26 protein-coding genes are annotated in these 23,470 nt (G+C 68.7%); 17 read left to right on the top strand and 9 right to left on the bottom strand.

Annotation, left to right across the window (positions count from 1 at the left end; all coding sequences use genetic code 11):
* Positions 1-767: 767 nt before the first annotated feature.
* A complete protein-coding gene (locus ADK41_RS42770; protein WP_234318730.1) occupies positions 768-1,280 on the top strand; it encodes a peptidoglycan-binding domain-containing protein in 513 nt (170 codons plus the stop codon).
* Between the two features lie 318 nt (positions 1,281-1,598).
* The gene (locus ADK41_RS04005; protein WP_030825330.1) at positions 1,599-1,949 is read left to right on the top strand and encodes a hypothetical protein; all 351 of its coding nucleotides are present in this window, start codon (positions 1,599-1,601) and stop codon (positions 1,947-1,949) included.
* 143 nt (positions 1,950-2,092) lie between these two features.
* Here the strand turns inward: ADK41_RS04005 and ADK41_RS04000 are convergent, their stop codons facing one another.
* The gene (locus tag ADK41_RS04000) at positions 2,093-2,503 is read right to left on the bottom strand and encodes a RidA family protein (protein WP_030825327.1); all 411 of its coding nucleotides are present in this window, start codon (positions 2,501-2,503) and stop codon (positions 2,093-2,095) included.
* Positions 2,504-2,584: 81 nt separating this feature from the next.
* Between ADK41_RS04000 and ADK41_RS03995 the strand changes: the two genes are divergently transcribed.
* From ADK41_RS03995 to ADK41_RS03985, 3 genes are all read left to right on the top strand, one after another.
* A complete protein-coding gene (locus ADK41_RS03995; protein ID WP_030825324.1) occupies positions 2,585-2,956 on the top strand; it encodes a winged helix-turn-helix transcriptional regulator in 372 nt (123 codons plus the stop codon).
* A 314-nt stretch (positions 2,957-3,270) separates the two neighbouring features.
* Positions 3,271-3,633 (top strand): hypothetical protein, encoded by a 363-nt coding sequence (locus tag ADK41_RS03990; RefSeq protein ID WP_030825321.1) that lies wholly within the window; start codon positions 3,271-3,273, stop codon positions 3,631-3,633.
* Positions 3,634-3,775: 142 nt separating this feature from the next.
* Positions 3,776-4,153, top strand: coding sequence for a hypothetical protein (locus ADK41_RS03985; protein ID WP_051843135.1), 378 nt, complete (start codon positions 3,776-3,778; stop codon positions 4,151-4,153).
* A 558-nt stretch (positions 4,154-4,711) separates the two neighbouring features.
* Here the strand turns inward: ADK41_RS03985 and ADK41_RS03975 are convergent.
* The gene (locus ADK41_RS03975; RefSeq protein WP_051843134.1) at positions 4,712-5,008 is read right to left on the bottom strand and encodes a DUF6247 family protein; all 297 of its coding nucleotides are present in this window, start codon (positions 5,006-5,008) and stop codon (positions 4,712-4,714) included.
* Positions 5,009-5,244: 236 nt separating this feature from the next.
* On the opposite strand from ADK41_RS03975, the gene ADK41_RS43835 reads away from it, so the two are divergent.
* A complete protein-coding gene (locus ADK41_RS43835) occupies positions 5,245-5,379 on the top strand; it encodes a hypothetical protein (RefSeq protein WP_267883143.1) in 135 nt (44 codons plus the stop codon).
* A gap of 34 nt (positions 5,380-5,413) precedes the next feature.
* Positions 5,414-5,728: a hypothetical protein gene (locus tag ADK41_RS03970; RefSeq protein WP_234318728.1), complete on the top strand. Its 315-nt coding sequence runs from the start codon at positions 5,414-5,416 to the stop codon at positions 5,726-5,728.
* Between the two features lie 14 nt (positions 5,729-5,742).
* Here the strand turns inward: ADK41_RS03970 and ADK41_RS03965 are convergent, their stop codons facing one another.
* Positions 5,743-5,949: a DUF397 domain-containing protein gene (locus ADK41_RS03965; RefSeq protein WP_030825309.1), complete on the bottom strand. Its 207-nt coding sequence runs from the start codon at positions 5,947-5,949 to the stop codon at positions 5,743-5,745.
* On the bottom strand, positions 5,949-6,794 hold the full coding sequence (locus tag ADK41_RS03960) for a helix-turn-helix domain-containing protein (RefSeq protein ID WP_030825306.1): 846 nt from the start codon (positions 6,792-6,794) through the stop codon (positions 5,949-5,951). The genes ADK41_RS03965 and ADK41_RS03960 overlap by 1 nt, the downstream gene beginning before the upstream one ends.
* 151 nt (positions 6,795-6,945) lie before the next feature.
* Here ADK41_RS03960 and ADK41_RS03955 point away from each other — a divergent pair, with 151 nt between their 5' ends.
* Positions 6,946-7,656, top strand: coding sequence for an ATP-binding protein (locus tag ADK41_RS03955; RefSeq protein WP_324604886.1), 711 nt, complete (start codon positions 6,946-6,948; stop codon positions 7,654-7,656).
* A 3-nt stretch (positions 7,657-7,659) separates the two neighbouring features.
* On the opposite strand, the gene ADK41_RS03950 is transcribed toward ADK41_RS03955, so the two are convergent.
* Positions 7,660-10,815 carry a DUF3427 domain-containing protein gene (locus ADK41_RS03950; protein ID WP_030825301.1) on the bottom strand — a complete coding sequence of 1,052 codons (3,156 nt, stop codon included), beginning with the start codon at positions 10,813-10,815 and terminating at the stop codon, positions 7,660-7,662.
* A gap of 161 nt (positions 10,816-10,976) precedes the next feature.
* On the opposite strand from ADK41_RS03950, the gene ADK41_RS03945 reads away from it, so the two are divergent.
* From ADK41_RS03945 to ADK41_RS03935, 3 genes are all read left to right on the top strand, one after another.
* Positions 10,977-12,008 (top strand): YDG/SRA domain-containing protein, encoded by a 1,032-nt coding sequence (locus ADK41_RS03945; protein ID WP_078661919.1) that lies wholly within the window; start codon positions 10,977-10,979, stop codon positions 12,006-12,008.
* Positions 12,009-12,120: 112 nt separating this feature from the next.
* Entirely contained in the window at positions 12,121-12,615 is a 495-nt protein-coding gene (locus tag ADK41_RS03940) for a hypothetical protein (protein WP_030825293.1), read from the top strand.
* 66 nt (positions 12,616-12,681) lie between these two features.
* A complete protein-coding gene (locus tag ADK41_RS03935) occupies positions 12,682-13,539 on the top strand; it encodes a hypothetical protein (protein ID WP_030825289.1) in 858 nt (285 codons plus the stop codon).
* Here the strand turns inward: ADK41_RS03935 and ADK41_RS03930 are convergent.
* From ADK41_RS03930 to ADK41_RS41980, 3 genes are all read right to left on the bottom strand, one after another.
* The gene (locus ADK41_RS03930) at positions 13,527-14,384 is read right to left on the bottom strand and encodes an aldo/keto reductase (RefSeq protein WP_030825286.1); all 858 of its coding nucleotides are present in this window, start codon (positions 14,382-14,384) and stop codon (positions 13,527-13,529) included. The two genes, ADK41_RS03935 and ADK41_RS03930, sit on opposite strands and share 13 nt — an antisense overlap.
* Positions 14,318-15,529: a JmjC domain-containing protein gene (locus tag ADK41_RS03925; protein WP_030825283.1), complete on the bottom strand. Its 1,212-nt coding sequence runs from the start codon at positions 15,527-15,529 to the stop codon at positions 14,318-14,320. The genes ADK41_RS03930 and ADK41_RS03925 overlap by 67 nt, the downstream gene beginning before the upstream one ends.
* A gap of 68 nt (positions 15,530-15,597) precedes the next feature.
* Entirely contained in the window at positions 15,598-15,765 is a 168-nt protein-coding gene (locus ADK41_RS41980; RefSeq protein WP_167353446.1) for a hypothetical protein, read from the bottom strand.
* Between the two features lie 445 nt (positions 15,766-16,210).
* Here ADK41_RS41980 and ADK41_RS03920 point away from each other — a divergent pair, with 445 nt between their 5' ends.
* From ADK41_RS03920 to ADK41_RS03910, 3 genes are all read left to right on the top strand, one after another.
* Entirely contained in the window at positions 16,211-17,506 is a 1,296-nt protein-coding gene (locus ADK41_RS03920) for a transcriptional regulator (protein WP_420706758.1), read from the top strand.
* 69 nt (positions 17,507-17,575) lie between these two features.
* Positions 17,576-18,772, top strand: a complete 1,197-nt coding sequence (locus ADK41_RS03915; RefSeq protein ID WP_030825279.1) for a serine hydrolase domain-containing protein — start codon at positions 17,576-17,578, stop codon at positions 18,770-18,772.
* Positions 18,773-19,003: 231 nt separating this feature from the next.
* Positions 19,004-19,840 (top strand): MBL fold metallo-hydrolase, encoded by an 837-nt coding sequence (locus tag ADK41_RS03910; RefSeq protein WP_030825276.1) that lies wholly within the window; start codon positions 19,004-19,006, stop codon positions 19,838-19,840.
* 37 nt (positions 19,841-19,877) lie between these two features.
* Here ADK41_RS03910 and ADK41_RS03905 read toward each other — a convergent pair whose 3' ends face one another.
* Positions 19,878-20,894: an SEC-C domain-containing protein gene (locus ADK41_RS03905; RefSeq protein ID WP_030825273.1), complete on the bottom strand. Its 1,017-nt coding sequence runs from the start codon at positions 20,892-20,894 to the stop codon at positions 19,878-19,880.
* Positions 20,895-21,111: 217 nt separating this feature from the next.
* On the opposite strand from ADK41_RS03905, the gene ADK41_RS03900 reads away from it, so the two are divergent.
* The 3 genes from ADK41_RS03900 (at position 21,112) to ADK41_RS03890 (ending at position 23,384) form a co-directional block, all read left to right on the top strand.
* A complete protein-coding gene (locus tag ADK41_RS03900) occupies positions 21,112-21,435 on the top strand; it encodes a DUF6412 domain-containing protein (RefSeq protein WP_030825271.1) in 324 nt (107 codons plus the stop codon).
* Between the two features lie 110 nt (positions 21,436-21,545).
* Positions 21,546-22,262: a YidC/Oxa1 family membrane protein insertase gene (locus tag ADK41_RS03895; RefSeq protein ID WP_030825268.1), complete on the top strand. Its 717-nt coding sequence runs from the start codon at positions 21,546-21,548 to the stop codon at positions 22,260-22,262.
* A 264-nt stretch (positions 22,263-22,526) separates the two neighbouring features.
* Positions 22,527-23,384, top strand: coding sequence for a fumarylacetoacetate hydrolase family protein (locus tag ADK41_RS03890; protein ID WP_030825265.1), 858 nt, complete (start codon positions 22,527-22,529; stop codon positions 23,382-23,384).
* The last annotated feature ends 86 nt before the right edge of the window (positions 23,385-23,470 follow it).

Here is a 23,470-nt window from a genome sequence, read left to right as displayed (position 1 = left end):
GCGGCTCCCCGCAGGGGCCGTGGGCAGCCCGGTCGCGGGGCCGCGGAACGTCCGGCGGGCACGCGGAGGTGCGGATGACGTGCCGGACCCTTCGTCCGGCATCACTACGATCTGCGCTGCTGTGGGCCGATGCATCCGCACTTACCGCCATGGGCGCAATTGACCTGCCGTTATGCAGCGATGCAGGCGGCGTGGAAGCCCGGCCGTTCCGCGAGACGACGGGGAGGAACGCATGGCGCACGGACCGGAGGCCCAGGAGCGCGGGCAACGGCCGGGGGAGCGGCTGGCGCGGCTGCTGCGCCGCTGGTGGGAGGAGGCCGGGAGCACCTCAGGCGGCACGCGGCCCACTCAGCAGGCACTGGCCTCGAAACTGGGCGTCGACCAGACGACGCTCTCCCGCTACCTCAACCCGGAGCACGCGTCGACCGCTCCGCCGAGGGTGGTGGAGGCGCTGCACGCCCACCTGCGCGCCCCGGCGGCGGAGCTGGAACGGGCACGGGAGCTGTGCCGGGCGGTACGGGAGAAGAACAGCGGCCACGCACCCGTCGGCGACGGCCCGCGGCCCACCGGACCGGCCGACGCCCCGGGCGGCACGGGCGCCCTGGCCGGCACGGGCGCCACGGGCGGGCGCGACGCCCCGGGCCGGCCGGGGCGGTCCCGGTGGGTGCGGCCGACGATGGTGGCCGCGGCGGTGGTACTGGCCTTCGTCGCCGGGGCGGTCGTGCGCGACCAGTACGCCCCCCCGCCCCCGGACCGCGGCCGACGGTGTGGCGGCCGACGCCGTCCCGGCGAGCGGCGCACCGCTGAAGTGGCCGCTGCTGAAGAAGCAGAAGGAGGACCAGTTCACACCCGGCCGCGCCCTGCAGCACCTGCTGCGGGCACACGGCTACGAGGTGAGGGCGGACGGGTTCTTCGGGGACGAGACCGAGGACGCCGTCATGGACTTCCAGCGCAGGAACAACCTGCCGTCCGACGGCAAGGTCGGCGAGGACACGTGGCCCGAACTGGTGGTGCCCCTCGGACGCGGAGCCGACGGGCACGCGGTCCTGGCCCTCCAGGAGCTCCTGCACAACACGGGCCAGGGCGGCACGGAGGTGTCGGGGGAGTTCACCGCGGCGACCGCCGGGGACCTGAGGTACTTCCAGAGGCGCCACGGCCTGCGGCCGAACGGCAGGGCGGACGTCGACACCTGGCTGGCCCTGCTGGTGTTCCAGCGCCCGTCGGCCGGCGCCCCCGTCCACCAGGGGCCCACGAGTCCGCAGCCCTCCACGCCGGCGTGAGCGGGCCACGTCGGCCGTCCGTACGGGAGGAACGGCCCGCATGCACGCCCTCCGCCCCGTGCCGCATGATGCGCGGCCCCCTCTCCCGGCAGGCATGACCGCAGGTCGGAGCTCCTCCCCACGGGATGCACGGAGCCTGCATGGATGCGCCTGTGCAGACCCCCCGGAACGTTTTCCCGCACCCCGCCCCCGCGGTCAGTCTGGTGGCAGCGCCCGGCGCTCCCCGGCCGACGCACCCCGCCCTCGTCGGCGGACGGCGTGCCCGGGGCGTGGCGCCGGTTCGCTTCCCGACAACTATCCACCTGAAGGGGTACCTCCATGTCCGCTGTCCGCAAGACCGTCATGTCCACGCTGTCGACGATCGTCCTCGCCGGAGGGCTGGCCTTCGGCGCCGCCGGCACGGCGAGCGCCGCCACCTGCCCGTCCACGGCGTCCCCGAAGATCGACGGCGCGATCGCCGGCTGGTCCCTGAGCTGCTCGGGCGGCGCCGTGCGGGTGTCCGGCTGGCTCGAGGACACCCGCATGGACGGCAAGTGCGCCGTGGTCCGCGTCGTCGGCGGCAACGGCGAGTACCGCACGAAGCAGGCCTGCGGCTCCGGGGTCCGCGAGCAGTTCGGCTTCACCTTCGCCGGGACGAACTCGGCCCAGGTGCGCCTGGCCATCGCCTGAACCCCGCTCCGGGGCGGGCCGCGACCGCCCGCCCCGGAACGTCCGGGTGCGTACCCGCCCGGCGGGGGAGCCCGAGCGGGTGCGCACCCCGCGCCGGCATGCCCTTCACCCGCCCAGGCGGACGGGCCTGTGCGAGCGGCCGGTCAGTCGACGAGGGCGGTGGCCTCGACTTCGACGAGGACGCCCGGCTCGAAGAGACAGACGACGCCGATGAGCGACGACGGGGGAAAGGGCTGCGGCAGCCCGATCTCGTCAGCGACGCTCTCGACGCCCGCCATGAAGGCGGCCATCTTCTCCGGCTCCCACTGGGTGACGTAGAACGTCAGCCGCACCACGTCGTCGAACGTCGCGCCGGCCCCGGCGAGACCGCGTGCGGTGTTCCGCAGCGCCTGCGCGACCTGTCCGGAGAGATCTCCTGGCGCGACGGGTGTCCCGTCCGCGAGGCTGGAAATCTGTCCACTGACGTGGACATGCTTACTTCCGGTGCCGACGGCGACGTGATGGTAGGGCGTGGGCTGCAACAAGCCTTCAGGGGTGAAACGGCGAACGGACATGATGGTCTCTCCTTCGGATGACGGACCTGGTATAGCTTTGATATCTAGGAGACGAAGGACACTTCAACGAGACCAGGTTTCATGACCGATACCGCGCCTTCCCGTGACGACGAGCTGAGCATCCCGGCGCCGCACCGCGAACTGCTCGACCAAGTGCTGGACAAGTGGTCGTTGAGCGTGCTCAGTGAGCTGTGCGAGGGGCCGCGCCGGTTCAATGAACTGCGCCGCGCGATCCCCTCGGTCACACAGAAGTCACTGACCGCCACCCTGCGCAGGCTGGAGCGCAACGGCATCGTCGAGCGCGAGGTCGTGAGCTCCAGGCCCGTCGCGGTGGAGTACCGGATCACTCCCCTGGGGAAGACCATGCGCCCTCCCGTCGACGGCCTCCTGGACTGGGCGCGGACGTACATGCCCCAGATCGAGAAGGCACGAGAGGCCTTCGACGCCGAGTGAGAAGCGGAACGGGAAACCCGCCCGCGCTCCACCCCGCGCCTCGGCCGTCACCGACAAGGCGACATGCTGCTCCGCCCCTCCCCGGGCGAACCCGCCGGGCCCGTCACCGGTTCCTCGGAACCGGCCCGGCCGGCCCGGGCGCCGAAACCCTCCCTGCCCGCCCCGCGCCACGACGTGCACACGGTCCGCGAACCGGACGCCGGGAACCAGCGAACGAAGAAGCCGGCGAACCCACGCCCCCGCCGCACCGGCCGAAGACCGAGCCGTATCCCGCCCGGCGGGTCACGGGGGGCGTACGCCGTAGGCTCCCGGCCATGCACAGCACCCTGACGGAGCACGCCCGGTGCCTGTACGGCGACGAGTACCGCCCCGCACCGGAGTGCGGCCTCGACCACGACGAGCACCACTTCCTCGAGGAGCTGACCTTCGCCGACGCGGACGCGATCCTCACCATGTTGCGCGCCCTCTGCCCCCACCTCGTCGACGGCCACCTGCCCGTCCGGATCCGCAACCTCGCCTACCGGCTGGTGCTGCTGCAACGTCCCGACGACGTACCCCTGATGCGCGAGGCCGCCGAGAGCCTGTGGCTCCACGGCCCGGACTGGGATCACATCGCGGCGGACCTGACGAGACGGGCGGACGCCCTGCAAGCGGGCTGCCCGGGCCCCGACGCGTAGGCGGGCCTCAGTGCTCGTGCCGGTCGGCGGAAACGCGTCGAGTCGGCTTCGAACCGGCCAGGGAAGGCCGAAAAGTGATGCTTGACGATTCAACATCTCTGTTGTGAGCATGCGTATGACGTCCTGAGATCGGAGCCCCCCCATGCGTCTGAAGTCCCTCGCCCTCGCGGCGATACCCGCAGCTTTCCTCGGTGTCATGGCATCCGCGCCCAGCGCGTCGGCGTGGTCCACCGGGAACTGTCAGACGGGTACGTTCTGCGTCTGGCCCGAGTACTGGTACGGCGACACGGACATGACGCCGTCGCTGGTGACCGAGGGGGAATGGTCGGGCAGGGCTCTCGGCCACATCTTCTACAACAGGACGTCCCAGGACGTCACGATGACGTACGTCATCGCCGGACACGAGGAGCAGGGCCCCGAGACGGCGTGCGTCTCCAGCAACAGCGGCAGCTACTTCACGATGCCCATGTACGTCACGGACGTCGCCTGGCGTGAGGACGACGGCAGCCCCTGCTGGTGACCGCCCCGAGGCGCCGTTCCCAGCGGCGTCGGAGCGCGTCGAGTGTTCTCAACCCCTTGATCAAGGAAGGCCGTTGAGGTCACGGGCGGTGCGCAGGTGGAGAGCGACTCCTGGCAGGGCGGGCGAGCGTCGAGCCCGAGCCGCCCTGCCAGGAGCTTCCGCGTGTCCGTCCACCTGGCCGGCGCAGACCTCCCCACCACCTCGGCCCCGTACTTCCCCGCCACCGAACCGGCGCCCCGCCGCCGTGAACAAGGCGCGCTACGTGACGATCCACCTACGCTTCACGGGCTCCGTCATCCGGTGTCACAGCGACGATCGCCACGGTCGGGGGCGGCGGAGACGGTGTGTACACATACGCCACGGCCAATCCCGGCACGCTGTCCCGGGGCTCGATCCTCGTCTTGCGCACCTCTGTACCGTCATGACGGGGAGGCCCGAGCCGCACACCGAGGCGCGGAGCCTGCTCGAGCTCCTGCCGTAGCGCTTCCAGGTCCTGCTCGGCTCCCAGTTCCTTCGCTCGCTGGGCAGCCCGTACGGTGACGGCCGCCATCACACCGCTCACGCGCGTGGATCCTCCTGCTTCAACTGTGCCGCCAGATCGAGGCCCTCCTGTATGGCGATGTCGAAGTCCGGGTCCTGGTAGAGGCGGATCCGCCCCCGGTAGTCGACGATCACCGCGGCGACCGCATTGAGGTCCGTCTCCGAGGAGGCCTCCAGCGCACGCTGGAGATCCGCTTCGAAGGTCTCCTGGTCGCCGGGGAAGCCGTGCCCGGACCGCAGAGCGGCCCGGATGTCGCCGATGGTCCTCAACGGCAACGGCGCAGGGATGGGTGTTTCTGCGTGCTCTGCGCTCACGATCTCTCGCTCCTTGATCTCCCCGCCCTACGAAGAGTGTCCTACATGTCCGCATCCTGTGCAGGCATCGCCCGGAACTGAGGGTGGGATTCTCGTCGGGGGAGGCGGCCGGCCGTCGTAGCCGTTCCGACGAGCTTGGATCCGGGCCCCGGGAGGCGGATCGGGTGCTCTCGACCCGGCGGACAGCGCACCCGCCTTCTCACGTGCCGCCGAGCTGCGCGGGCGATGATGTACAGGTGTTCTACGAGGACCTCAGCGCGTACGACTACCTGGACGACGACACCCTCACGGACCCGGAATCGGGCTTCTACGGGCTCTGGTACCGCCCCGCGTACACCCCGCCTGAACATCGGCCGGCTGGAGGCCGGTGAGCCGTACGCGACGGGCCCGGTCCCCGAGGCGTTCGTGGAGAAGCTGAAGGCTCTCCAGCGGGTCCAGTGGATGAACGTCTGCCTGGGCGTCCACGAGTGCGACCTGTGCCCGGCGGGGGACGAGCCGGCCCCGCAGGGCAACGGTGAGCTACGCATCCCGGGCGCCCCCGGCACCGCCTACGCCGCCCCGTTCCTCATCACGCACTACGTCACCGCCCACGGCTACCGCCCGCCGGACGCCTTCGTCGAGGCCGTCCTCGCGGTCGACGTCGACGCGTGGGCCTCCGTGCACTGGCCCGACGTGCCCTTCCCTTGGGTTCCGGAGGACGCGGAACGCATGGTGGAGTAGGTGGCTCGGGAGTATCAGGCGGACACGACCGGTCGCTCGCGTCTCAACCCCGCCACGAAGAAACGCCATGCATCGGCTTCGACAGAGACGACGGAACCGTCCACGTCCTTGGAGTCGCGTATGAGCACGCCGTACGGGACATGGGCGCATTCCACACACTCGGTGCCGCTGCCGCCGCTATAGGAGGACTTGAACCAGGTGGGCTGTGACGGTGCCGTCATCAGGGCTCCTTGCTGATCCGGTCGATGAGATCGCTGGAGGACTCAAAATCGAGTCCCTGTGCGCTGAGGTACTCGAACGCCAACCTATAACGCTCCAGTTCCTCCGGCTTCTCCATGAACAACCCACCGCCGAGGAGGTCTACGTACACCACATCCAGTTCGGGAGCCTGGCCGCGTAGGAAGGCGAAGCTACCGACGGCCGCTGCGTGAGCGCCGCGGGCGAACGGGAGAACCTGCACGTTGATATGTGGGCGTTGAGTCAGCGCGAGCAGGTGTCTCAGTTGCTTCCGCATGACTTCAGAACCGCCCACCTGCCGCCGGAGCGCTGCCTCGTCGATCACCGCCCAGATGCGTGGCGGCTCTTGGCGGTCCAGCAACTCCTGCCGCTTCATGCGGATGTCGACCATGTGTTGGACCTCGCGCTCCTCACACCGCACCTCCGAAGCCCGGTGTACAGCTTCGGCGTACGCACGGGTTTGGAGCAGGCCGGGGATATACATGCAGGCGTAATGGTCTTCGCGTACGACCTCGTCTTCGAGGGTGAGCATGAGGTTCATGGACTCGGGGATGGGGTCGGCGAGGGAGCGCCACCAGCCTTGGATCTTGGCGCCCTTGGCTAGCTCGACCAGTGCGAGGCGTTCCTCGTCCGTCGCGTCGTACTCGCGGCACAGGGCGTCGACGGCTGGCCACTTGACCGTGCCTTCCTTGGTTTCGTAGCGGCTGAGGGTTGCCTTCGAGATGCCGACTCGGGCACCCGCCTCCTCTAGCGTCAACCCCTTCAACTCGCGGAGTCGTCGCAGATCGGCGCCCAGTTGACGCCTTCGTGTGGTGGGTCCAACTGCCATGGTTCAGGCCCTTCTCGTCCGTCAAGTGATCATTGCCGCCTGCCGGGAAGAACGGCAAGACGGTGTGCGCCGGGGGCGTGTACGGCAGTAGCGCGCTCCAGTTGATCTCTGATGAGAGTTCCATTTTGAGAGTTTCACTGCAACTCTCAGTGTGGGACAGCTTCCATGGCGTAATCATCGTGTCCCAGGCAGGAGTAGAACCGTGGCTGAATCCGCCAACATCCCCCTGGCGTCCTGGGGGTTCCCGTTCCTTGCTGAGCCAGAGGAGGTCGCAGCCCTACGCGGTCTCGTACGGACCCGGCTAAGTGACTGGGGTCTGCAAGAGCTCAGCGACTCGGCTCAACTGTGTGTCAGCGAGCTCGTGTCCAACGTGATCACGCACGTCGGTCGCGGTACCCCCGCCAGCCTCAGCCTCTCCTTGAGAGGTGCCCGCCTCCGCATCGAGCTGCGAGACCCGGACGCTCGCGCCCTTCCCACCCTCGTAGAGGCAAGTGATGAGGCGGAAAGCGGACGAGGTATGGCGCTCGTTGACGCCCTGACGGAACGCTGGGGCGTCGAACTGCACGACGGCAGCAAGGTGACATGGTGCGAGCTCGTCGCTATCCCTGCAGCACCCGATGAGCAAGCTGGCGCACGCGCCACAAGAGCCGCCAAGGTTCTCAGTTCCTATGGTGACGGCGAGCTGTTCAGCACTTCCCGGCGCAGCCGGCTGGGTGCGATGGCGGCAGAAGCAGCCGCCATCGACATCATCGCCGACCTGCTGCACTGGCTCCAGACGCACGGCCATGACACAGACGAGATCCTGGACCGTGCCCAGATGCACTTCGAGGCAGAGTTGGAGGCGACCCGCGTCTCCCGCTGACAGTCAGCCCGCCGCTACTGCCTTGGCGTACGACAGCACATCTGCCGGAATCCCATGCTTCAGCTTCCAGGTGATGGCCATCGGCTTGCTGCCCTCATGGCTCTGGTACTCAGCAGGTCCCAGAAGCATCCAGGGCTGAGCACCACCTATATCGGTGGTCTTGTAGCGGCGGACGAAGAGCAGTACCTGACTGCCTTGGGCGGCGTGATGCTGGTACCTCAACCCGGTCGGGGACGTTTCGGAGGTCTGGTTCTGGGACTCCCAGTGGAACCGCGTCTCGCTCAGTGCGAAGTCGTGGTAGCGGGTCTGAGGGGAGAAGTCCTTCTCGTCCTTCTCCAAGGTGATGAGGAGCGCGTCTGTCGCGATTGACTCGCACCACTTCACGCCCTCGCGGAAGTCACCGGGCATGAAGCCTCCGATGTCCGCCTGGCCGAGTGCAGGAAGGATCTCTTCTCGGCTGTAGGAGGCATGCACGGTCAGTGGGATACCCCGGTCGCCAGTCACACCGAGGAGGGGAATCGGTACGTGCTCGGTATGGGCGAGGTTGTACGCCAGCACCTGGCGTAGCTCGCTACGGAAGGCTTGTTGCTTTCGAAGGGCGGCAAATCCCGCTTCGTAGCTCGCAAATCCCTTCCTGGTAACGCCACCCAGCGGCCACAGCTGGAAGAACAGCATGCGGGCGTAGGCCTTCCCCTGTTCATCGAGGTCGCTGTAGGGGGTGGCATCGTCTTCGAGTATGCGTGTGTAGGCGTCCACCCGCAGAGGGTCGTCGACATGCAGGAACGCAGGCACCCGCTTGAGGAGAGCGGCCTCCCCCTCAGGGGCCCTGCGGTCCATCAGGCCGGAGCGGCGGAGCAGCCCCGTCCAGGAGTTCTCGACCCCTCGGTACACCTCCTTGATGTCTCGGCCGCTTTCCTCCAGGTAGCGACTGAGGAAGGGCTCTCCGTAGTCGGCCACTTCACGTGCCAGCGTGGTCACATTGACGCTGAGCTGCTCCTTGATGTTGGCGATGATGGTGTGCTTCGCCTTCTCCTCCAGTACGATCTCGCAGCCGGAGGGGAGCTTCGGGAAGTCATGCTCAATGTGGTCCAGCAACCGCTTACGCGTCAGGTTCGTGAGGGCCCGGAACTGGTTCTCGAAACGGAACTCCTTGCGGTGCTGGCCGATGAAGTCCAGCACGGTCAGGACAGCTTTGTTGCCGGAGCGCCGAAGTCCGCGGCCGAGCTGCTGAAGGAACACGGTCGCGCTCGACGTCGGGCGGAGGAGAAGCAGGGTGTCCACATCCGGGACATCGACACCTTCGTTGAAGAGGTCGACCGAGAAGACCACTTGGAGCGCTCCGGACCTCAGGTCCGCGAGTGCTTGCCGTCGCTGATCAGCCGGCGTCTCCCCGGACACCGCTATGGCATTGAAACCAGCCGAGCGGAAGGACTCCGCCATGAAGTGCGCATGAGCAACAGAGACGCAGAACCCCAGGGCCCGCATACGGCTCGGGTCGGCGATCTTCTCCTTGACGGCCTTGACGACGAGGCCAGCGCGGACCTTGTTACCTGTCAGGACGTTGCTGAGCGAGCTCATGTCATACGCTCCGCGCTTCCACTCCACGGCGCTCAAGTCGGTGGTGTCACTGATGCCGAAGTAGTGGAAGGGGCACAAAAGCTTGTTGTCCAGTGCTTCCCACAGCCGCATCTCGGCGGCGATGCGACCGTCGAAGAACTCGTCCTGGATGTTCTTGCCGTCCATGCGTTCCGGCGTAGCAGTCAGGCCCAGCAGCTCCATCGGCTTGAAGTGATCGACGATCTTCCGGTAGGTCGGTGAGGTTCCGTGGTGGAACTCGTCGATCACAATGACGTCGAAGTGATCGGGGGCAAGACGGTCAAGCGCCCGTGCGTTGAGTGACTGAACGCTCGCGAAGACATGCGTCCAGCGCTCCGGAATCTCGCCGCTGTGCAGGGACTCTCCGAAGTTCGCATCGAGCAAGATGTCCTGGTAGGTCCGCAAGGACTGCTGCAAAATCTCCTTGCGGTGAGCGATGAACAGCAGGCGCAGGTCGCGATCATGTCTCTCGCGGAGCTGCTTGTAGTCAAGCGCAGCCATGACGGTCTTACCCGTACCAGTCGCCGCTACCAAGAGGTTCCGGTGCCGATCGTGGACCTCACGCTCGACGCCCAGACGCTCGAGCATGTCCCGCTGATAGGGGTACGGCCGTACTTCGAGGCCGGACAGTGTGATGGCCCTGTCCGCCGAGGGTGCACCACCAGCCATCGCCAGCGCTTTTTGCAGGTGATCACCGTCGGTGTGAGGGTCGTACGTCTCGAAGGACGGGTCATTCCAGTACGACTCGAACGTCGCTTCAAACTTCCGCATCACGTCGGGTGTGGCCACGGAGGACAAGCGGACGTTCCACTCCAAACCGTCAAGGAGGGCGGCCTTCGACAGGTTCGAGCTACCGACGTACGCGGTGTCGTAACCGCTGTTCCGTCGAAACAGCCATGCCTTGGCGTGGAGCCGCGTGGAACGGGTCTCGTAGTTGACCTTGACTTCGGCTCCGAAGTCTTCGACCAAGCGGTCCAACGCTCGCCGCTCGGTGGCGCCGATGTACGTCGTGGTCAACACCCTCACCGGCACCCCCCGCTCATGGGCTGCCCGCAAGGACCGCTCAATGACCCGTAGCCCGTGCCACTTGACGAAGGCGCACAGGAGATCCACACGATCGGCAGTGGCAAGCTCGGCGCGCAGTTCGAACCCCAGGCTGGGATCCTCGGGCGAGTTGGTCAGCAGGGCGGTGTCTGAGAGCGGGATGCCAGGACGTACGGCGAAGACCCCTGGTGCCTCCTGCCGCGTGATGGCTAGGAGTTGCTGCGGGCCGTCTGCGATGAGATCAACCCACTCTTGGGCACCCTTCAGTGTGCCGATGGACTCCAGGATGTGGTTGGCCGCGTGCACGCGGTCTTCGGCGGGCAGATTCTGCAGAACACGGCGCACGGTGCGGGAGACATGCCGCGCAAGCACGTGAGGGACCGACTCCGAGCCCACCGCTCCGCTCATCGGATGCCAGCCAAGCTGGGAGAGCTGCTGAAGCTTCTGCTCGAAACGGAGCGTAATCAGTTGCTCGTACAGACCCGCGGCGGGTTGGGAAAGATCCTCCAGCTCAGACACGCGGACTCCTTTGATCGCGCCGGATGGCTCGGGTCATGTGTAACAGAGGGCTCTGACAGTCCGAGGCGAGGTGGTCCGATGTGGCTCGCTTACTGATCTCAACTTGGCTTCAATGGAGAAAAGTTGAAAGAAATTGATCATGATCGATCCAGTATGGGTGGATGGGAATCGAACGAACCGTCGGGCACATAGAAGGCGTGCCCGTGGGCAGGGTCTTCCACAGGCGGTTGGACGTGCAGCGTGCACAACTGCACCAGACGAACCAGCGCGGCATCTCCTGGCTGTGGGACGAGGACGGCCAAAGAGTCGGGGACGCCATCGTCCTGCACGGCGGCTACGTGGACGATGAGGACCACTGGGAGTGGATCCGATACACAGGAGCTTCGGAAGGCAAGGACAAGGACTCCACGGGCAGGCTCCTTCGCAGCCAGTCGTGGTCCTACACGGACAACGCTGCGCTCCGGCTCAGCTATGAGCGTGGTTATCCCATCCGCGTGATCCGAGGCTACGAGGGGGATCCGCGGTACTCGCCTTCCAACTCCTATAGGTACGACGGCCTGTACGAGATCACGGAGGTGCGCACGGCGATCTCCAAGTATCCGGCTCCTGACGGAACGCCGATTGATGTCTGTCAGTTTGACCTGCGGCGCTTGCCTGACCAGGAGCAGGTACAAACCGCGGTCGAACGGCACGTCATCGACGTATTGGAAGAGCTCGGTGACGAGCAAGGCCACGGACAGCAAGAAGACGAGGGAACGCCTGGCGAGCAGTGGGACGTGGAGAAGTTCCCGCGTTCACGCAGCATGCAGGTGCGTCGCCTGATCAGGGACACGGCTGCCGCGCAACGGATCAAGCGCCTCTACGAGGGGGAGTGCCAGCTGTGTGGTCTACGCCTGACGGGCCCGGACGGTAGCTCATACAGCCAAGGCGCCCACATACGGCCTCTGGGGAAGCCCCACCACGGACCTGACGTCGAGCCCAACATCCTGTGCCTCTGCCCCAACTGTCATGTGCGGCTCGACATCGGGGCGATCGCAGTGGACGACGATGGGTCCGTCATCGTCCGATCAGATCTCTCAGGCGTGAGGCTCTTGCCGAAGCTCACCGTGCGGGACAGCCACCGAGTCCACCCGGAGTACCTCCGCTATCACCGTAAGTACTGGGAGCAGAAGGCTTCTGGTCAGGGTTCCTGAATTCCGGACGGCTGCGCCAGGGGGCGACTGCCTGGCCAGCAGGACGAGAAGTGCGATAGATACACCCCTCGTGGATCAGGGATTAGCGGCATTACTTGGAGCGACAGTTGGCGTGGGAGGCACTGTTCTGGCCTCGGCGATCACCGGGTGGTCGGCGCGGCAGCAGGTGCAGGCCCAGGCGAGGGCCGAGCATGCGCACTGGCGCAGACAGGTGCGTCGGGACGCCTACAGTGCCTTCCTCGCTCCGGCGACCGAGTGCCAGCACGCCCTCAAGATGGCCGGCCGCGCCTTCGTGGGGGAACGGGACACCGAGGAAGTTGATCGCAGGATGCAGCAGGCGCAAGGGCAGCTGGCGCTCGCGCAGGCCGCGTGGGCCAATCTTGCCGTCGAGGGGCCGGAGACGGTGGAGCAGGCCGCCCGGAGCGTCTACACCACCCTCAAGTCGACGCAGACGACCCTGCTCGCCTTCCGTGACTCGCCGGCGGACGCCCCGGACGGCAACGTCCGCTTCGTGGAGCGTCACGCCGTCGAAGTGGCCCGGCTCTCCGAACGCATCGGCGAGTTCACCGCGACGGCACGGTCGGCCCTGGACGACATCGGAGACTGAGTTCCTGCATCGTCGGTTCATGGGGATGACGAGGCATCCCATTGCCCCGCTGCTACGTTCTTCCCCATGACGCTCTCGGTCTCCACCGGTCAGTCCGTTGACCTACGGGTGCAGTCGGTCGACGAAATCCTTGACCGCGTCGCACGGTCCCTCCGGGTGCGCTTGCTCCTGGACACGGTGGTGCGCAAGCGCCGGTCCGTGGGGGCCCGGACGGACCGCGGTACCTGGGTCCGCATCGAGCGGCGCCCGCTCGACAAGATCACCGATCAGGGGTGGAACGGCACCGAATGCGCCGCCCGCCTGGAAGGTGTTGCCCAGCCGGTCTGGCAGGGATGTGTGGTCTGGCGGGATGCGGACGGGCCGGTGATGTGGCGGGCCGACGAAACCGGCCTCCTGTCGGCCGCCCCCGTCGGAAGCGCCGTCCTGAGTGAGGCACCGGAACTACCGGAGGCGTGGTGGGAGGATTTGAGCACCTCGCTGGACGCGCTGGCAGCTCATAGGACGAGGCGGGTCGCCACGCCGGACACCGACACCATCACCCAGGAGCTGGTCACTGAGTCCATCCGCGGTGTCTTCCCCGGCGACTTCGACACGACCGTCCGGCGATGGGTGCCGGCCCACGCGGACCTGAACTGGGCCAATGTGACCGCTCCGGTGTTCAGCCTCTTCGACTGGGAGGACTGGGGGAATGCGCCACAGGGGCTGGACTCCGCCTCACTGTGGGCGAGCTCGCTCGCCGTCCCCGCTCTGGCCGATCGCGTACGGCGGGAGCGTCGGCGCGACTTCGAGAGCCGGGACGGCAAGCTGATGACGCTGTTCGTCTGCGCGAAGATCCTCGGGCCGTACGCGCACCCGGAGGACCCCCGGCTGGAGCCCGCGCGGCGCACGGCCGAGCAGGTCGTCGAGGAACTTCAGACGGGCTGATCACGCGAGCGGTCGCGGAGGAGTCCTCGGTACTCGCGGATGGTCCGCTCTTCGAACTCGCCGACCAAGGCGTCGACGAGTTCGCCCAGGTGGGCGGGGTCGTCGGTGCCCACAGCGACAGAGTCGACCCGCGGGAGGTGGTAGGCGGTCCGGAAGGCCGCCTGTACGCGAGAGAACCGGCTGCCGTCCCGCAGGAAGACGCGCGGGTCGATCCTGGCCCACACCGGGGCACCGGCGCTGCCTCCGAAAGGGCTCATTCCCCACACCGTGCGGTTGCCGAGGTCCCATGCCTTGATGAGGGCGTCGGCGGCGTCGAGTGTTCCGATCCCGACCAGCAGGCCGGCTCGGACCATGAGAACTGACGGCCTCGGTGTGGTCGGGTCGATCAGGTCCAGCAGCGGCGACGGGTCCCAGGACGCGACGCCCCAGGCGGCGCACAGCCCTTTCGCCACTGAGTTGTCGAGGGCAGCACACGCCTGCGCCAGCATGTCCCGGCCATGTGAAGTGGTCTCGCGGAGCGAATGTTCCGGGTTGTGCAGGAATACCAGGTCGGGCTCCCGGCCGAGGTCATCGGCCGCCCGTTCCACAGCCGCGCGTAGTCGTACGGGGTTCAGGCAGTGCTCCCCGCCGTCCCGTCCCGGGAAGTATCCGACCTTCGTGGAGAGCGTGAACTTCGGCAGCAGGTCACCGGCCGTCCGTGCCAGGACCTGGTGCGAGCGGAAGCCGAGATAGTTGGTGCTGGTGTCGAGCGCGGTGACGCCGAGATCGAGCGCTCCGGTCAGGAGACGGCGTTCGTGACGAGACCGGTGTAGCCCGAGGACAATTCGGGGGTCACTACCGCGCACAGTTCCTCCTCCACCAGGATTTCGGCGAGCTCCTTCACTTCCGTCCCGGCGACGGCCGCCGCTCGTTCCAGTGGGACCGGCCGGCCGCTCAACAGCAGCCGCAGCGCGGGCAGGGCCTTAGCCGTGAGAGTCAGTTTCTTCCCCGCGGCCACGACGTCGACGGTCTCTCCGTTCTCCTCGATCCGGGGCGGGAAGTGGGTGGTGCACACGACGGCGTCGAGCGGTCCGAGAATGCCGAGGAACGGTACGTGGCGGGGTAGGGCCGTCTCCTGCTCGTACGCGATCAGGAAGTCGGCCGGGGAACGTTCGCCGATCAGGGTGGTGGCGGCCGCGGTCAGTGCCTTGTCATCGAGGTCCCGACCGCGGTCCAGGTCGTGCCGGAAGATCTCTCGCTCGCGGCACCAGTCGGCCAGCCAGGCGAGCCAGCTCGCCCCGGTGCGCTTGGTGATGCCGAACGTGACGTGGAGGCTCTTTCCCGAGCCGCTGCCGGTTCGGGTCGCCTGGTGCCAGTGCCCTCGGGGGATGTGCATGACGTCTCCGGTCTTCAAGAGGCCTGACCAGACGATCTCGTCGCTCGGCGTGTTGTTGGGGTCGGAGTCCCGGTACATGGGGACCTTGCGGGAGGTCGAGCGCACCTCCCACTCCTTCTCACCTGCGAGCTGCACGATCACGACGTCGTGATCGTCCCAGTGCAGGGGGAAGCCGGCGGCGTCGTTCGTCGTCAGGTAGGCGTTGACCTGCACGCGCTCGCGGGACCACCACTGCAGCGCCCGGCACGCGACCTCCATCGTCGGATCGAAGACGTTGGCCTGATCGAGGATGAGCGTCGCACCCTCCCGCAGGAGCCGCCCAAGGCTGCGCATGTCGACCATGGGGATGCTCTGTCCCCGAGGGCTGACGCTGTCGGTGCAGTAGACGGCCGGGTGCACTTCCACACCCTTCTGGAAACACCGGAACTGCGGGCGGTTCAGGCTCCTGCGCATCGCGATGTCGAGCAGGCGGTTCGGGGTCAGGAGGCGGGAGACGAGTGAGGGGTCCTCCAAGCTCCCCCGTGCGAAGTCCTTGCCCAGCTCCTCCGCTCCGTTCCACCCGAGTGCCGTCTCGATCGCGCTGATCAAGCGATGTTCCCTCACTGCGTCCTCCATGGGTTCGACCACGTGGTGCGGACGCGGTGGGACGGCACGGCCGGTCGCGCCGCCCCACCGCTCGGTGCCTATTCGCTGTCGTGCAGGTTGCCGTCGCCGCCCGGCCATGGCGCGTCGCCGGAACTTCCGGCGTTGTCGGACCGGAGGCTGTCGTACCGGTTGTGGACGGCGGTCAGTTCCTCCACCGCCACCAGGAGGCCGTTCCGGGCCGGAAGCGGCGTCGTAAGCTCTTCCACCTCGTACTCCCTTCTCTGTGTTTCTCCCGCCAGGGCTCTGGCAGGGGGTCGTAGCCCTCACGGCAGTGGAAGCTGTGGATCTTCCCGTGGGGCGGCGGTCGACGAGCGCGCAATGAGCCGCAGCGCTGTGCAGACGGCCGAATGCGGCAGACGCGTCGGAAGAGTTGGAGAGCGGCTCCGCCCCGACGGAGCACGGGGACGGAACCGCCGATCCGGAAGCCGTCTCGGGAACGAGCGCTCTGGGCGCTCCCCGTGGACGGCTTGTGCTCAGTCAACGGCGTCGGTGCGTACGCCGGAACGTTTCCAGGGGGTTTCTCCTGAGGGCGCCCTCCTTACGGAAACGGGCACGAGGGGTAGCCTCCCGACTACGCTGCGATGGGATGACGGGAGTGGTGACGTGCACGGTGAGCCGTTAGCGGTCCATCCGCTGAGCTTCGTCCTCCAGATGCGCGGGTGGGGGAAGGCGGAATTCGCCCGGCGCATGCAGAAGCACGGGAGGTCGCTCGGCATCTCGCTGGCGACCAATCGCACGACTGTATGGAAGTGGGAGCACGGACAGGAGCCTGACGCGGATGCACAGCTTGTCCTCGCGGACCTGCTGCACGTCCCGCATGAACAGCTGTACGCGGAAGAATGGCCCCGATGGCTGCCGGTCTGGGAGGTGACGGGGCTTACGGCCCCGTGGACCGAGGCCGGTACGGTCGCGACGTTGTCCGATCTCGTGGGGAGCGGCCGTATGGACCGCCGGGGCTTCCTCACCATTACCGGTACTGCCTTGACCGGGATCGCAGCGAGCTGGGTGGACGCGCCCTCGGCCTACGCCTCGGCGCTCAACGGCGATCGGGTCACGGACAAGATGGTCTCGACGCTTGAGCAGCGCATCAGCACCCTCCGTACACTCGACGACCAGCTCGGAGGTGCTCGGCTGCTGGAGCAGGCACGGGGCGACTTCGCTCTGGTCACCGGCCTCCTCAGCACCGGTCGGTACACCGACTCCATCCACGTTCGCCTGTACGCGCTTGCGGCCCGGGTGTCGCACCTGACTGGGTGGATGGCCTATGACGCCGGTCTGCGCTCCGCCGGCCAGCGTTACTACGTCGGTGCCTTACGCAGTGCCCGTACCGCTGGGGACGACGCCTTCGGCGCTTTCATCCTCGCGGAGATGGGAGTGCATGTCTCCGAGGCCGGCCGCACCGCCGAGCGGGTCGACCTCATCACGACCGCCATCAGCAACGCCCCCTGCTCCCTGTCGCCACGCACCCAGTCCTTCCTCTACCTGCACAAGGCCGAGGCGCTGTCGCGGGACGGTGACCACCGCACGGCAGGAACGGCACTGAACCGCGCAGCTTCGCTTTGGGAGCGTGACGTGGCGGGAGAGAACCCGGATTGGCTCGACTGGTTCGGTGAGGCGCAGTTGAAGTCGACCGAGGGCAAGGTCCTGTTGCGCTCTGGACAGGTGGAGCGCGCGACGAGTTCTCTGGAGACCTCAGTGGCGAGCGCGGCTCCCCGGGACAAGGCCGTACGGTCCAGCCGCCTGGCCGAGGCGCGGCTTGCCGGGGGTGACCTGGAGGGAGCGTTGGATGCTGCGAACCGCGGTGCCGGGCTTCTGGAGGACGCTGTCAGCTCCATACGGGCTCTGGACCGTCTGAAGGAGTTCTCCGCGCGGCTCGAACCGCACAAACACGTGTCGTCTGTCCGCGAGTTCCGCGAGCGCCTGCAGGAACTGTTCGTCACCGTCTGACGATCACCGCCTGGATGATCGGGCGGCCCGTCCCGTCGGAGAGGACGGCCGGGCTGTCAGGATGAGGGCATGACGACGATCGGCGGTGAGACGGCGTCCGGATTCGAACCGGTCCGTGAGGCGTTCGAGGCGAACTTCGCCCGGCATGGGGACATCGGGGCGGCGGTGTGCGTCTACCAGCATGGCCGCCCGGTTGTTGATCTGTGGGGAGGCATCGCCGATCCGCGAACCGGTCGTTCATGGACACGGGACACACTGCAACTGGTCTACTCGGCGACCAAGGGAGCGACAGCGACCGCAGTGCACATGCTGGTCGAGCGTGGCGCATTGGACCTGGACGCACCAGTGGCGAAGTACTGGCCGGAGTTCGCCGAGAACGGCAAGGCGGACATCCCCGTGCGGTGGCTCCTGTCGCATCAGGCCGGCCTGGTAGCGCTGGATCGACCAGTGCCGTTGAAGGACGCCCTGGCCTGGCATCCGATGGTGGCAGCACTGGCCGCCCAACGTCCTCTGTGGGAACCGGGCGCGGCGCACGGGTACCACGGCCGGACCTGGGGCTGGCTGGTCGGTGAGGTGATCCGTCGAGTCTCCGGCCGCATGCCGGGCCGTTTCTTCGCCGACGAGATCGCGGTGCCGCTCGGGCTGGACTTTTTCATCGGACTGCCGACGACAGAGCGCGATCGGGTCAGTCGTATGGCGTACCAGCCGCCGGACGTCGACCTCACCACCGTGCCCGCCGAGTCAGTACCCGTGGAACTGCGCGAGCAAGTCGCCGCCTGGCGCGACCCTGGATCATTCAGCAACAGGGCGTACGCGGTCACCGACCCGGCTGCGATCGACTTCGACTCGCCGGAAGTGCAGGCCGCGGAACTCCCGGCTTCCAACGGCATCGGCACCGCACACGCCCTTGCGCGCATGTACGCCGCGCTGATCGGCGAAGTGGACGGCGTTCGCTTGCTCACCCCGGAAACCCTGAAGTCCGCCACCGGGGAACAAGCTGCCGGCAAGGATCAAGTGATGCTGATCGCAAGCCGTTTCAGCACCGGATACATGCTGCCCACCAGGGCCGTCCCCATGACCGGTTCCGCGGCTTTCGGGCACACGGGCAGAGGCGGCTCGCTCGGCTTTGCCGATCCGGAGCACGGCATCACCTTCGGTTACGCGATGAACCACATCATCGGAGGAGCCGACGATGTGCGTGCGGTGTCGCTGGTGGATGCACTGCGAAGATCACTTGGCTTGGAACGGCTTCCGAACGCCAACTGAGTGTGCCGTGGTGTGCTCCGGCGGGAGTCGGCCAGTCCAGGGCCTGGACGCCTCAGCTCCGGAGCTGCTACAGAAACGCCCTTACCTCCATAGCGGTGGACAGGGTTCCAGTGGGCCGACGGGACTGCCGCACCCGGGCTCGGGATTTCCGCCACCGGCGCGGGTGTAGAACCGCCCCCACCGCTCACCCGGCCCCCGTACGGAACCCGCGTACGACGGAGGGAGCCGGCCGTGCGGCAGCATCCGCCCGAGGGCACCGCGGAGGTCCTCTTCATCGGCAACGCCACCCTGCTGATCCGGTACGGGGAGCTGACGCTGCTGACCGATCCGAACTTCCTGCACCGGGGGCAGTTCGCGCACCTCGGCTACGGGCTGGTCTCGCGCCGGCTGACCGAGCCCGCCCTGGACGTGGCGGACCTGCCCCACGAGGACCTGGACGCCGTCGTGCTCTCGCACCTGCACGGCGACCACTTCGACCGGGTGGCCCGGCGCGGCCTGGACCGGGGGCTGCCGTTCGTCACCACCCCGCACGCCGCCCGCCTGCTGAAGGGCCTGCACGGCTTCCGGCACGCCACCGGCCTGCGCACCTGGCAGAGCCGCACCCTGCGGCACGGGGACTCCTCCGTGCGCGTCACCTCGCTGCCCGGCCGCCACGCGCCCGGCCCGCTGCGGGTCCTGCTGCCGCCCGTGATGGGCAGCCTGCTGGAGTTCGGCGACCGCTCGGGGGAGGTCCGGCTGGTCCTCTACCTCTCCGGCGACACCCTGATGTACGACGGACTGCGCGAGATCGCCGCACGCTGTCCGGACATCCACCTGGCGGTCCTGCACCTCGGCGGCACGACCCTGCCCGGCGGCCTGGTGGTCACCATGGACGCCGGGCAGGGCGCCGACCTGCTCGACCTGCTGCGTCCGCGGCGCGCGCTGCCCGTGCACCACAGCGACTACACGGTCTTCCGCTCCCCGCTGGAGGACTTCCTCACGGAGGCGGGGCGCCGGGGCCACGGGGCGCGCCTGGTGCGGTGCGCACCCGGCGAGCGGGTGACCGTCGGGGCCCAGGCCACGGCCTGACGCCTGACCGGCACGCACGTGTCCCCGGGGAGCGTCGTCACACGTCCGCGCCGTGGCACTCCCCGTACGCCCGCCCCGAACCGCACCAGCACGCCGCCGACCGCTCCGGGGGCCACGCCACCGCCCGGCCGCGGGCCGCCAGCGTCGTGGCGTACTGGGGCAGCAGGGCCGGGTCGGCGGGGGAGGCGAGTTCCGAGGCGGCGAAGGCCTCGTACGACGGGACCGTGCCCGTGACGACGCCCAGGTTCGGCGTGCCCGACGCCGCCAGCTCCCGCAGGGCCGCCTCTATGGCCGCGAGGTGCCCCTCGTAGGAGGGGTACTCCTCCGCCAGGGGCGGGTACGCCTCCGTCAGCTCCGCCAGTTCGCCGGCCGGCCAGTGCAGCACCGCCACCGGGAACGGGCGGGACAACGCCTCCCGGTACGCGCCCACTTCGGCGCGCAGGCGGATGATCTCCGCCTCCAGCTCCACCGGGTTCTCCGAGCCCAGCGACCACACCCGCTTGGGGTCGTGGAGTTCGTCCAGGCCGATCGGGAGGGTGTGGACGGTGTCCGCCAGGGCGTCCCACTCGTCGTGGGCCGCGCCGAGCATCCTGCGCACGCGGTGGCGGCCGAAGAGGAGCGGGTGGGTGGCGCGCGGGGGCTTCTCGACGCCGGTCAGGAGGAGGAGCACCGCCTGGGTGAACGTCTCGTGCGCCTGTTCCAGCTCGTCGTGCGACTCCAGGGACTCCGCGACGATCACCCAGGGGGCGGGGTCGCGCGGGGCCGCCGTGCGGATGCCGGTGATGATCGCGCGGGCCTCCGCCTCGTGGCCGTACTCCCAGAGGTTCGACGCCTTGAGGGCCCGGACCAGGTACGGGTCGTCCAGCTCCCGGGAGGAGGTCAGCAGGCGGTCGTAGAGGGTGGTCGCGGCGGGGCGGTCGCCGGAGAGCTCCCGGTGGGCGGCGGCCCGCAGGAGCAGGGCCTCGGCGTCCTCGGGGTACAGCTCGGCGGTCCGCTCCAGGCGGTCGGCTTCGGCGGTGTGGTCGACGTTTTCGGCAGGCGTGTCGGGGCGCATGGGTGACACCGTACTGCCGGTGGGTGACAAAGGGGGGACAACCGCAGGCCGGAGCGGGGGCCCGGGCCCGCCCTCCCCGGGGGCACGCGCCGGCCGCGGTGCCGGGACCCGCCCGTACGACGGATGTCGGGTCCGCGGAACCGTGGTGCGGCGCCGGACGTTGGGGTGGTGCGGGGTGCGGGTGGAGTCGAGGACAGTGCTGAGGGAGGGGACGGGGATGAGCGGTCGGCCGGTGCGGTCCGTCGCCGTGCTCCTGCCCCTCGCTCTCCTCTTCCAGGTCCTCCTGCTCCTGCTGCCCGCCGCCGGCGGATCCTCCCTGGCCGACGTCGCCCTCGCCGCGACCGCCGCCGCCGGCAGCGCGCTCGCCGTCTGCGCGCTCGTCGCCGCCCGCTGCGCGCCCGCCGTGCCGCCCACCCGGGTGCGCACGGCGATACGCGACCGCGACCGGCGTACGGCCTTCCTGCCCCAGCGCGACCCCGACGCCAAGGGGCGCACCAGACCCCGAGCGCCCGGACACGCCCTCCTGGCGACCGCCGCGTAGGGCACTCCCTGCCGTACGTCCCTTTCGTACGTCCACCACGCCCCGCTGCGGGTCGTCATGCCGCCGTTTCCCGTACATCCGGCACGACGAGACCCCCGGAGGGCTCACCCATGTCCGTCTTCGCCAGCCTGGTCGAGCACCTGGCCGACCTGCTCCAGCCGCTGTTCGGCGCCTTCGCGGCCGCCGCGGCGATCGTCCTGTTCACCGCGCTCGTACGACTCCTCGTCCACCCCCTGTCCCGCGCCGCCGCACGCGGACAGAAGGCCCGCGCGGCGCTCCAACCGCGCATCGCCGAGCTGCGCCGCAAGCACGGCCGCGACCCCGAGAAGCTGCAGCGGGCCGTGCTGGAACTGCACACGCGGGAGAAGGTGTCGCCGCTCTCCGGGTGCCTGCCCAGCCTGCTCCAGCTGCCCGCCTTCTTCCTGCTGTACCACCTCTTCTCCAGCGAGACGATCGGCGGACGGGCCAACGAACTGCTCGGGCACCGGCTGTTCGAGGCGCCGCTCGGCGGCAGGTGGGCGGACGCGCTCGGGAACGGCGGGGTGTTCGGCGGGCCCGGACTCGTGTACGTCGGGCTGTTCGCGGTCGTCGCCGTCGTCGCCTGGTGCGGCTACCGGCTCTCCCGGCGGATGACGGCCGCGGACCCCGCGATGCCCGCGGCCGGCGAGGGGGAGCAGCTGCCGGGACTGGGGGCGGTGACCAAGGTGATGCCGTTCATGTCCTTCTTCACGCTCGTCACCGTCGCCGTCCTGCCGCTGGCCGCCGCGCTGTACATGGTGACCAGCACGACGTGGAGCGTGGCGGAGCGGGCCGTGCTGTACCGCTGAGCGCGGGGCGGGCCGGGGCGGGGGCGCCGTCGGCTGACGGTTGTGGGGCGGTGAGGGCTCGGGGGGCGCGGTTCCCCGCGCCCCCGGGGAGTCGGGGTCGCCGTTGGCCGGCAGCTGTGGGCCGCCCTCGCGGTCCAGTACGTGAACGGGGTCTTGCGGAGTGGAACGCCGGACCGGAGGATCGACCAGTCCTCCGATGACTGTGCCCCGCCGCATCCGGGCCGGGATCATCGGGCGGGCCCGCGATCGAGGGAGACGGGAAACATGAAGCTGCTGCGAGTCGGCACGGCGGGACAGGAGCGGCCCGCGCTGCTCGACGACGAGGGGACCCTGCGCGACCTGTCGGGGCTCGTCCCCGACATCGACGGGGCGCTGCTCGCCGACGAGGCCGCGCTCGGCCGGATCAGGGCCGCCGCCGGCACCGGCGAGCTGCCCGCGCTGGACGGGACCGGGCTGCGGACCGGGCCGCCGGTGGCGCGGATCGGGAAGATCGTCTGCATCGGGCTGAACTACCACGACCACGCCCGCGAGACGGGAGCCGAACCGCCCGCCGAGCCGGTCGTCTTCTTCAAGGCGGCGGACACGGTCGTCGGCCCCGACGACACGGTGCTGGTGCCGCGCGGCTCGGTGAAGACCGACTGGGAGGTCGAACTGGCGGTCGTCATCGGGCGTACGGCGCGCTACCTGGAGTCGGCGGAGGAAGGGCTCGCGCACGTCGCCGGGTACGCCGTCGCGCACGACGTCTCCGAGCGGGAGTTCCAGCTCGAGCGGGGCGGGACCTGGGACAAGGGGAAGAACTGCGAGACGTTCAACCCGCTGGGTCCCTGGCTGGTGACCGCCGACGAGGTCGGCGACCCGCAGGACCTGTCGCTGCGGCTGTGGGTCAACGGGGAGCTGAAGCAGGACGGTACGACCGCCGAGCAGATCTTCCCGGTGGGCGAGGTCGTGCGGTACGTCAGCCGGTTCATGACGCTGTACCCCGGTGACGTCATCAACACCGGGACGCCGGCGGGGGTGGCGATGGGGGAGCCGGAGCCGAAGCCGTACCTTCGCGCCGGGGACGTGGTCGAGCTGGAGATCTCCGGACTCGGCCGGCAGCGGCAGGAGTTCAAGCAGGCGTAGGGCTCCGCGGGGGAGGCGGGGGCGCGGTGTTGGGTTGCGGGCACGTCGTGGTTCGTCGCGCAGTTCCTCGCGCCCCGAGCGGTTCC

Source organism: Streptomyces caelestis (assembly GCF_001279005.1).
In the GTDB taxonomy this organism is placed as follows: domain Bacteria; phylum Actinomycetota; class Actinomycetes; order Streptomycetales; family Streptomycetaceae; genus Streptomyces; species Streptomyces heliomycini.
The sequence above is the reverse complement of the archived record's forward strand: the minus strand, read 5'-3'. Positions and strand labels throughout refer to the sequence as shown.

Excerpts from the sequence above, each read along its gene's own strand:
- ADK41_RS04005 (WP_030825330.1), top strand. The coding sequence starts at position 1,599 with ATGTCCGCTGTCCGCAAGACCGTCATGTCCACGCTGTCGACGATCGTC.
- ADK41_RS04000 (WP_030825327.1), bottom strand. The coding sequence starts at position 2,503 with ATGTCCGTTCGCCGTTTCACCCCTGAAGGCTTGTTGCAGCCCACGCCC.
- ADK41_RS03995 (WP_030825324.1), top strand. The coding sequence starts at position 2,585 with ATGACCGATACCGCGCCTTCCCGTGACGACGAGCTGAGCATCCCGGCG.
- ADK41_RS03990 (WP_030825321.1), top strand. The coding sequence starts at position 3,271 with ATGCACAGCACCCTGACGGAGCACGCCCGGTGCCTGTACGGCGACGAG.
- ADK41_RS03985 (WP_051843135.1), top strand. The coding sequence starts at position 3,776 with ATGCGTCTGAAGTCCCTCGCCCTCGCGGCGATACCCGCAGCTTTCCTC.
- ADK41_RS03965 (WP_030825309.1), bottom strand. The coding sequence starts at position 5,949 with ATGACGGCACCGTCACAGCCCACCTGGTTCAAGTCCTCCTATAGCGGC.
- ADK41_RS03960 (WP_030825306.1), bottom strand. The coding sequence starts at position 6,794 with ATGGCAGTTGGACCCACCACACGAAGGCGTCAACTGGGCGCCGATCTG.
- ADK41_RS03945 (WP_078661919.1), top strand. The coding sequence starts at position 10,977 with ATGGGAATCGAACGAACCGTCGGGCACATAGAAGGCGTGCCCGTGGGC.
- ADK41_RS03935 (WP_030825289.1), top strand. The coding sequence starts at position 12,682 with ATGACGCTCTCGGTCTCCACCGGTCAGTCCGTTGACCTACGGGTGCAG.
- ADK41_RS03925 (WP_030825283.1), bottom strand. The coding sequence starts at position 15,529 with ATGGAGGACGCAGTGAGGGAACATCGCTTGATCAGCGCGATCGAGACG.
- ADK41_RS03920 (WP_420706758.1), top strand. The coding sequence starts at position 16,211 with ATGCGCGGGTGGGGGAAGGCGGAATTCGCCCGGCGCATGCAGAAGCAC.
- ADK41_RS03915 (WP_030825279.1), top strand. The coding sequence starts at position 17,576 with ATGACGACGATCGGCGGTGAGACGGCGTCCGGATTCGAACCGGTCCGT.
- ADK41_RS03905 (WP_030825273.1), bottom strand. The coding sequence starts at position 20,894 with ATGCGCCCCGACACGCCTGCCGAAAACGTCGACCACACCGCCGAAGCC.
- ADK41_RS03900 (WP_030825271.1), top strand. The coding sequence starts at position 21,112 with ATGAGCGGTCGGCCGGTGCGGTCCGTCGCCGTGCTCCTGCCCCTCGCT.
- ADK41_RS03895 (WP_030825268.1), top strand. The coding sequence starts at position 21,546 with ATGTCCGTCTTCGCCAGCCTGGTCGAGCACCTGGCCGACCTGCTCCAG.
- ADK41_RS03890 (WP_030825265.1), top strand. The coding sequence starts at position 22,527 with ATGAAGCTGCTGCGAGTCGGCACGGCGGGACAGGAGCGGCCCGCGCTG.